This window comes from Mesorhizobium sp. M5C.F.Ca.IN.020.29.1.1, from assembly GCF_003997375.1.
GTDB classification, from domain to species: domain Bacteria; phylum Pseudomonadota; class Alphaproteobacteria; order Rhizobiales; family Rhizobiaceae; genus Mesorhizobium; species Mesorhizobium wenxiniae.
The window spans coordinates 1-6,855 of the sequence record NZ_RZSW01000336.1 but is presented as its reverse complement, the minus strand read 5'-3'; the positions used below and the strand labels follow the sequence as shown (position 1 = coordinate 6,855).

Here is a 6,855-nt window from a genome sequence, read left to right as displayed (position 1 = left end):
TTCATCGGCCGCCGATCCCGCTGTTCTTCACTCCGGCATCAAAGAGCCCGGCGAGCAGGAAGGCGCGGTTGTAGTAGCCGCCTTCGATAGGCGACAGATGCAATCCCAGCGAGCGCCAACCGGGAACGCCGTCGAGCCAGTCCTGCAGCAGGCCGGCAACCCGCGCCGCATCGTATGGGTCCTTCAGCAAGCCGCCCTTGCCGATCGCCTCGCGGCCCGCCTCGAATTGCGGCTTGACCAGAAATATTGCTCTGGCGCCGCTCCTGGCGATGGCGAGCGCCGGCGGCAGTGCCAGTTTCAACGAGATGAAGCTGACATCGGAGACGATAAAATCCGGAATGCGATCGGCAAGATCGGCGGCGGAAAGATCACGGGCGTTCAATCCCTCGATCACCGTCACACGCGGATCGCCAGCGATATCCGGATGTATCTGGCCATGCCCGACATCGATAGCCGTGACATGTGCCGCGCCGCGTTCAAGCAAGACCTGCGTGAAGCCTCCGGTCGAGGCGCCGACGTCCAGCGCTTCGCTGCCGGCGGGATCGAGACCGAAATGATCGAGCCCGGCGATCAACTTCAGCGCAGCACGCGACACGTAACCCAGCGCCGGATCATCGACGGCTATGAGGCAATCAGCCAGGACGGTCTGGCCGGGCTTGCGGGCGATGACGCCATCGGCCGTCACCGTACCGCGCTCGATCGCGTCGCGGGCGCGAGAGCGGCTGGGAAACAGGCCGCGCGCGACGAGAAGTTCGTCGAGCCGCTGGCGTCGGCTGGCTGGCAAAGGGGAGTTCATCGGCCTTCATGGCGAAAGCCCGTCACGAAGGCAAGGATATTGGGAAGGACAACGAACATCTTGGGGGAAAGCAGGCCGCGCCACAACTTGTTGAATATCGCACCAGGTCCGGCACAATGTTGGGAACGATATGCCGTTTTGCTGCCAGAACGTGAAGGAGGACGGATGCTGACCGGAACCTGCCATTGTGGCGCGGCCCACTGGACGTTGGAGGGCGATCCCGGCTCGATCACAGCCTGCAATTGCACGCTGTGCCGCCGCTATGGCGCACTGTGGGCTTACGATTATGTGGACAAACGCATTCGCGTTGCGGGATCGACAAGGTCTTATACGCGCGCCGGAAAAGATGCCCCCTCGCTCGAGATCCTGTTCTGTCCGAGATGCGCCTGCGTTCTGGCCTGGCGTAGTTTGCGCTCCAGTGCCGCCGGTCGCACTCGAATCGCCGTCAATGTGAGGCTTGCGCCGCCTGACGCCATCGCCCACCTCCCAATCGACCATTTCGATGGTCTCCACAAGTTCGAGGACCTGCCGCGCGATGGTCGCTGCGTGCGCGATATGTGGTTCTAGTGGAAAAATCTGACACTAGTACCGGTGCGGAAGGCAGAAGATGACCCCTTGGCGGTGGTTCGTTCGCGACCGGGCCGAATTCACGCCCATGACCCTGAGCTCACCTTCATCAGCCCATTTCGCTGCCCCATGGCCGACGCTCACCCCAACCAGCGTTCCCTGACCCAAAGCCGACCAGAGCAGGTCTAGGCTCCGAAGCGATACTCTATTATCATGGAAACAGTTGCCCAGCGCCGGAAACCTCCATGGAGCGCAGGCTTGCGGCGATACTTGCCGCCGACATCGTTGGCTACAGCCGCCTTATGGAAGCCGATGAGGCGGATACCCTCGCGCGCCTGAAGAGTACCCGCGAGAACCTGATCGATCCGAAGATCGCCGCTCATAAGGGGCGCATCGTGAAGCTCATGGGCGACGGCGCGCTGTTAGAATTCTCCAGCGTGGTCGACGCGGTCGGTTGCGCCGTTGAAATCCAGCGGACTATGGCGGAGTGCAACGCCGAACTGCCGAAGGAAAGACAGCTCGAATTCCGCATTGGCGTAAACCTTGGCGATGTGATTGTCGAGGGGCAGGACATCTATGGCGACGGCGTGAATGTCGCGGGGAGACTGGAAGGATTGGCCGAACCCGGGGGCGTCCTGATTTCTGGAACGGCATTCGATCAGGTCGAGAGAAAGCTGGATGTTGAGTTCGAGTTTTTGGGTGAACAACAACTCAAGAATATCGAAAAACCTGTTCGCCTGTATCGGGTGAGCCCGCGGACACGCGCCGCGTCCGGAGCAGTTCCAGCAAAACGCAAACGTCATATCGAATGGCGCCGGCTGACAGTCGCGGCGACGGCGCTGATCCTGATCGCCGGAGGTGTAGCACTTTGGAAGGTCGTCGGGGGCGGTTCAGGATCGCCGGTCGAGGTGGCCTCGAAGGCACGAATGGTGCTCCCGCTGCCTGACAAGCCATCCATCGCTGTGTTGCCGTTCACCAATATGTCCGACGAGGCGGGGCAAGAGACCTTTACTGATGGCATGACCGATGACTTGATCACCGACCTTTCAAAGGTTTCCGGCCTCTTCATAATCGCGCGAAACTCGACATTCGCTTACCGCGGCAAGCCGGTGAAAATCAGTCAGGTCGCAGAAGAACTTGGCGTGCGTTACGTTCTCGAGGGCAGCGTACGGCGAGCCGGCGAGCAGGTGCGCGTCAACGCCCAGCTCATCGATGCCCTCACCGCCGGGCATGTGTGGGCGGACAGGTTCGATGGAAACGTCGCTGATATTTTTGCGGTTCAGGACGTTTTTGTCGCAAAGATCGTCGAAGCGTTGAAGGTCAATCTCACCACCACCGAAAAAACCGAAATCGCCCGCGCCAAGCCGGACAATATTGCAGCCAAGGAAGCTTTCGAAGAGGGTTGGAGCCTTTATCTCCGTTACACCGCAAAGGACACAGCTGCCGCCATTACTTCCTTGAAAAAAGCAACCGAATTTGATCCCGAATATGGGCGCGCTTATGCCGCCCTGGCGCTGGCCTACTTCCGCGTCGTTGAGTCACTCTGGGGTAAAGAACTCGGTAGGGACGAACCATATTTCTGGTGGGGAGCTCACGATTACGCAGAGCTGGCCAAGAAATATCCAACGTCACTGTCTTATACAGTCGAGGCATTGCGGGACGTTTTTCAAGGCCTGGCCGAAGACGCACGCAGGAATGCCGGTCGAGCGATTGCATTGGACCCCAACGACCCCGAGGCACATATCGCAACGGCTTGGGCGCTGACGATCTCAGGCGAACCTGCAGAGGCGCTGAATTTCGTCGCGACCGCCATGCGGCTCAACCCGAACTATCCAAGCCACTACGTTCTCGCGCGTGGATTGGCGCTTTTTGCAATGGGCGATCTGAAACAAGCGGCTGACGTGTTCGGAGAAGGCGTCAGGCGAAACCCAGACGCAACTGCGCTCTTTCTACCTTTCAGTTCCGTGCTGGCGCAGCTCGGTCGCCGGGAAGAAGCGAGACAAATACTCCTGAAGTTCCGACCGGGTTTAGACCAGAAAGGGCTCGAAAACCTTCCCGACACCTTACACCTCTCGTTCAAATGGGATTATGAACACGCAAGCGTCCGGGAGCGCCTGAACGACGGTGTCCGTATCGCTGCGCTGCCGCTGGACGTCACCGTGACGAGCCTGGAAGCGGAGCTTGAGACCGGCAATCCCTTTTCCCAGCAGTATGCAGCAAAGCGACTGGGCTGGTTTGGACCAGCGGCATTACAAGCCGTTCCGGCTTTGGTTGAAGCGCTCAAGATTGAGTATCTCCGCCGGGAGGCCATCGAGGCGCTGGGCAAGATCGGGCCTCCGGCACAAGCTGCGATACCTGCGCTCGTGGCACTCCAGAATGAAGCTCTGGTTGGCATTTACGCAAAGGACGCGTTGTCCAAGATCAGAGGCAATTGATGGACCCTGGACGCGCGCCACGGATTTCCGCTTGTGGCCCAACTCCGACCTGCTGCGATGTCCGCTCCGAAGCCGCTGTTGGGGGACAAGGAGACATCAAACGCGTCCGGTCCGCCATCCCAGTTTATGAGTACGCGGCCTAGGCGAACCACCAGCGTTCGGCGATCTTCTGCCCGTCCATCGGCCAGTTCGAGGCCACCTCGCCATGGGCGAGAGCCGTGGTGTGGGCATCGACATAGGAGTTGAAGACCAGGTTCACCAGCCCGCCGTCGTCATGCAGCAATTGCTGCATTTCGGCATACATGCCGGCACGCTTGGTATCGTCGGTCTCCGAGCGGGCGGCGACGAGCAGCTCATTAAAGCGCGGATTTTTCCAGAACGTTTCGTTCCACACCGCTTCCGCCGCATAGGCGGTGGTGAACATCCAGTCGCACGTCGGCCGGCCGGCCCAGTAAGAGGCGTAGAACGGCTTCTTGAGCCAGACATTGTCCCAGTAGCCTTCATTGGGCTCCCTGATCACATTCAGGTTGAGCCCGGCCGCCCGGGCATGCTCCTGCCACAGGAGAGCCGAGTCGGTCGCACCCGTGAACCCGGCATCCGCGACCGACAGGTCGAACTGGGTGTTCTCGGCCCCCGCCTTCTTGAGGAGGCTCTTGACCATGTCGGTGTCGTAGACATGCTTCGGCTGCGGATCGATCGCGAACTTGACGGTCGGTGCGATCGGATTGTCGTTGCCGACTGCCCCGTGGCCAAGGAACACTTTCTGCACGATCTCGTCGCGATTGAGCGAGTACTTGATCGCATTCCGCACATCGGGATTGTCGAAGGGCGCCTTCTGGACGTTCATGACATAGACGTAGTGGCCGTAGCCCGTCGTCTCCGAGATCACGAGATCGGGGTTCTGCTTCAGAATGTCGAGCGTCTTCAGATGGCAGCGATCCATGTAGTGGACCTCGCCGGTGTATAGCGCGTTGGTGCGCGCCGTTACATCATTGATCGCCAGGCATTCGACACGGTCGAACCAGCCCTTGTCGGATTTGAAGTAGTTCGGGTTCTTGTTGAAGGTGGCGATGACGCCGGGCTCGAATGTCTCGAGCATGTAGGGGCCGGTGCGGATGCCCGACTCCCAGTCGACGCCGCCCTCTTTCGCCGGCATGACCGGGATGTCCGACATGATGTAGGGGAAGTCGGCATTGCCGCCGTCCAGTTCGAACACCACCGTCTCGGCACCGTCGGCGACGACATTCTTGACCGAAGCCAAGAGCGATTTCATCACCGATTTCGTGCCCTCGACGTTGTGATGCCTGACCGAGGCCACGACATCGTCGGCGGTAACCGTCTTGCCATTGTGAAAGGTGGCTCCCTTCCTCAGTTTGGACACCCACTTCTTGGCGCCGTCTGACGGCTCAAAACTCTCGGCGAGGTCGGGGACCACATTGCCCTTGGAATCGATCTCGGTTAGGCCATTCGACAAGGTTCCGAATAGCGCGGTGCCGGTGAACCGGTTGACGTTGGTACTACCCGGGTCCAGTGAATCGGTGGCGGCGGCATCGCCTATGCCGATCTTCAAGGTGCCGCCCTTCTTGGGCTCGGCGCGCACCGTCTGCACGAACATCGCATTGGCGGCCGTGGCGGTAAGGCCGGCGGCGAGGGCCAGCTGAACAAAGTCGCGACGCGAAACCCTGCCTTTCGCGGCAAGCTTGGCGGCCAACTTCAGTTTCGTTTCAAATTCCGTCACAGATGCTCTCCCTCGAACGGAAGATCATGCGAGACCCTCGGCGGCCCGAGAGACTTTAGGACGATAGCACAACAGGCATTCCCGAGCTAACGAGGACCTCCGGCAGCGCACGGTCGGACTCGTGTCCTCCCGCTTGCTCCCGCGCGGACTGGGGCCTCGCCCGGGGCGGATGGATCGGTCGATATCCAGTTCGTTGGCTGCGACGGAAAGATTGCCAACTGTATTTCGATTACACCAGGCTGGAGTTGCTGGGTCCGCCTCTATCACCCGCGCACGCAAATTTTAGATCGCACATGGGTATTCCCGGAGCCGAAGCTGATGAATTGATATGAGGATGTCGAATGTCCGCTCTTCCAAATCTGCCCTGGAATCGCTTTCGCAAATGTCCGGAAGTGGCGCTGGTTGCTCATTTCCAGTCGACAATCGAACGGCACGAAACCACCCATTTCTGCCCTTCACACACGGTAGCAATCGTCAGGATTTTACTCTGCTTCTGAGAAGATTGGCCGCGAGACCAGAGACACCCTAGGCGAATGCCAAATAACAACACAAATAGTCAGTTACGGCCGCGCGTCGGGAAGCTGATTCAAGCCGTTGAGACTTTGATTCAGGCGCTTTGCGCGCTGGCGGTGCGTCCTAGCGCCACGAAGACGGTGCGCACGATGCCTGCGGCGTCCAGCCCGGCGTCGGCGTACATCTTTTCAGGCTTGGCGTGATCTATGAATGCGTCCGGCAACACAAGCGGGCGTACCTTCAGGCCGTTTTCCAGCAGCCCTTCATGGGCCAGGAATTGCAGCACGTGGCTGGCGAAGCCGCCGACCGCGCCCTCTTCCACTGTCACCAGCACTTCGTGCGAGCGCGCCAGCCGCCGGATCAGATCCTCGTCGAGCGGCTTGGCGAAACGAGCATCGGCGACCGTGGTGGAAAGCCCTGCCGCGCCGAGCTCCTCGGCCGCAGCCAGGCAATCCTGCAACCGCGTGCCGAAGGAAAGCAGCGCAACCTTGGTGCCCTCCCTGACGATACGGCCCTTGCCGATTTCGAGAACCGAGCCACGCTCCGGCAGGTCGACGCCGACACCGTTGCCGCGCGGGTAGCGGAAGGCAATGGGGCCTTCATCGTAGCTTGCCGCCGTGCGCACCATGTGGCGCAGTTCCGCCTCGTCCGCCGCGGCCATGACGACGAAACCGGGCAGCGTCGCCAAAAAAATCGTATCGAAGGCGCCGCAATGGGTCGCCCCATCGGCACCGACGAAGCCGGCGCGATCGATCGGAAAGCGCACCGGCAGTTTTTGGATCGCGACGTCATGAACGACCTGGTCG

Annotated in this window: 5 protein-coding genes; 2 read left to right on the top strand and 3 right to left on the bottom strand. The window is 60.4% G+C overall.

The window, feature by feature from the left end:
- Nucleotide 1: 1 nt before the first annotated feature.
- Nucleotides 2-796, bottom strand: a complete 795-nt coding sequence (locus EOA85_RS23245; RefSeq protein ID WP_127211324.1) for a TlyA family RNA methyltransferase — start codon at nt 794-796, stop codon at nt 2-4.
- Nucleotides 797-961: 165 nt separating this feature from the next.
- Here EOA85_RS23245 and EOA85_RS23240 point away from each other — a divergent pair, with 165 nt between their 5' ends.
- Entirely contained in the window at nt 962-1,363 is a 402-nt protein-coding gene (locus EOA85_RS23240) for a GFA family protein (protein ID WP_127211323.1), read from the top strand.
- A 245-nt stretch (nt 1,364-1,608) separates the two neighbouring features.
- The gene (locus EOA85_RS23235) at nt 1,609-3,798 is read left to right on the top strand and encodes an adenylate/guanylate cyclase domain-containing protein (RefSeq protein WP_127211322.1); all 2,190 of its coding nucleotides are present in this window, start codon (nt 1,609-1,611) and stop codon (nt 3,796-3,798) included.
- 139 nt (nt 3,799-3,937) lie between these two features.
- Here EOA85_RS23235 and EOA85_RS23230 read toward each other — a convergent pair whose 3' ends face one another.
- Together EOA85_RS23230 and EOA85_RS23225 are read right to left on the bottom strand one after the other, a co-directional pair.
- Nucleotides 3,938-5,536 carry an ABC transporter substrate-binding protein gene (locus EOA85_RS23230; RefSeq protein ID WP_127211321.1) on the bottom strand — a complete coding sequence of 533 codons (1,599 nt, stop codon included), beginning with the start codon at nt 5,534-5,536 and terminating at the stop codon, nt 3,938-3,940.
- A gap of 607 nt (nt 5,537-6,143) precedes the next feature.
- The coding region (locus tag EOA85_RS23225) for a transketolase C-terminal domain-containing protein (RefSeq protein ID WP_281033774.1) at nt 6,144-6,855 on the bottom strand (712 nt) is incomplete at its 5' end.

Bases quoted from the DNA above. Each gene is read 5' to 3' on its own strand.
- EOA85_RS23240 (WP_127211323.1), top strand. From the start codon at position 962: ATGCTGACCGGAACCTGCCATTGTGGCGCGGCCCACTGGACGTTGGAG.
- EOA85_RS23235 (WP_127211322.1), top strand. From the start codon at position 1,609: ATGGAGCGCAGGCTTGCGGCGATACTTGCCGCCGACATCGTTGGCTAC.
- EOA85_RS23245 (WP_127211324.1), bottom strand. From the start codon at position 796: ATGAACTCCCCTTTGCCAGCCAGCCGACGCCAGCGGCTCGACGAACTT.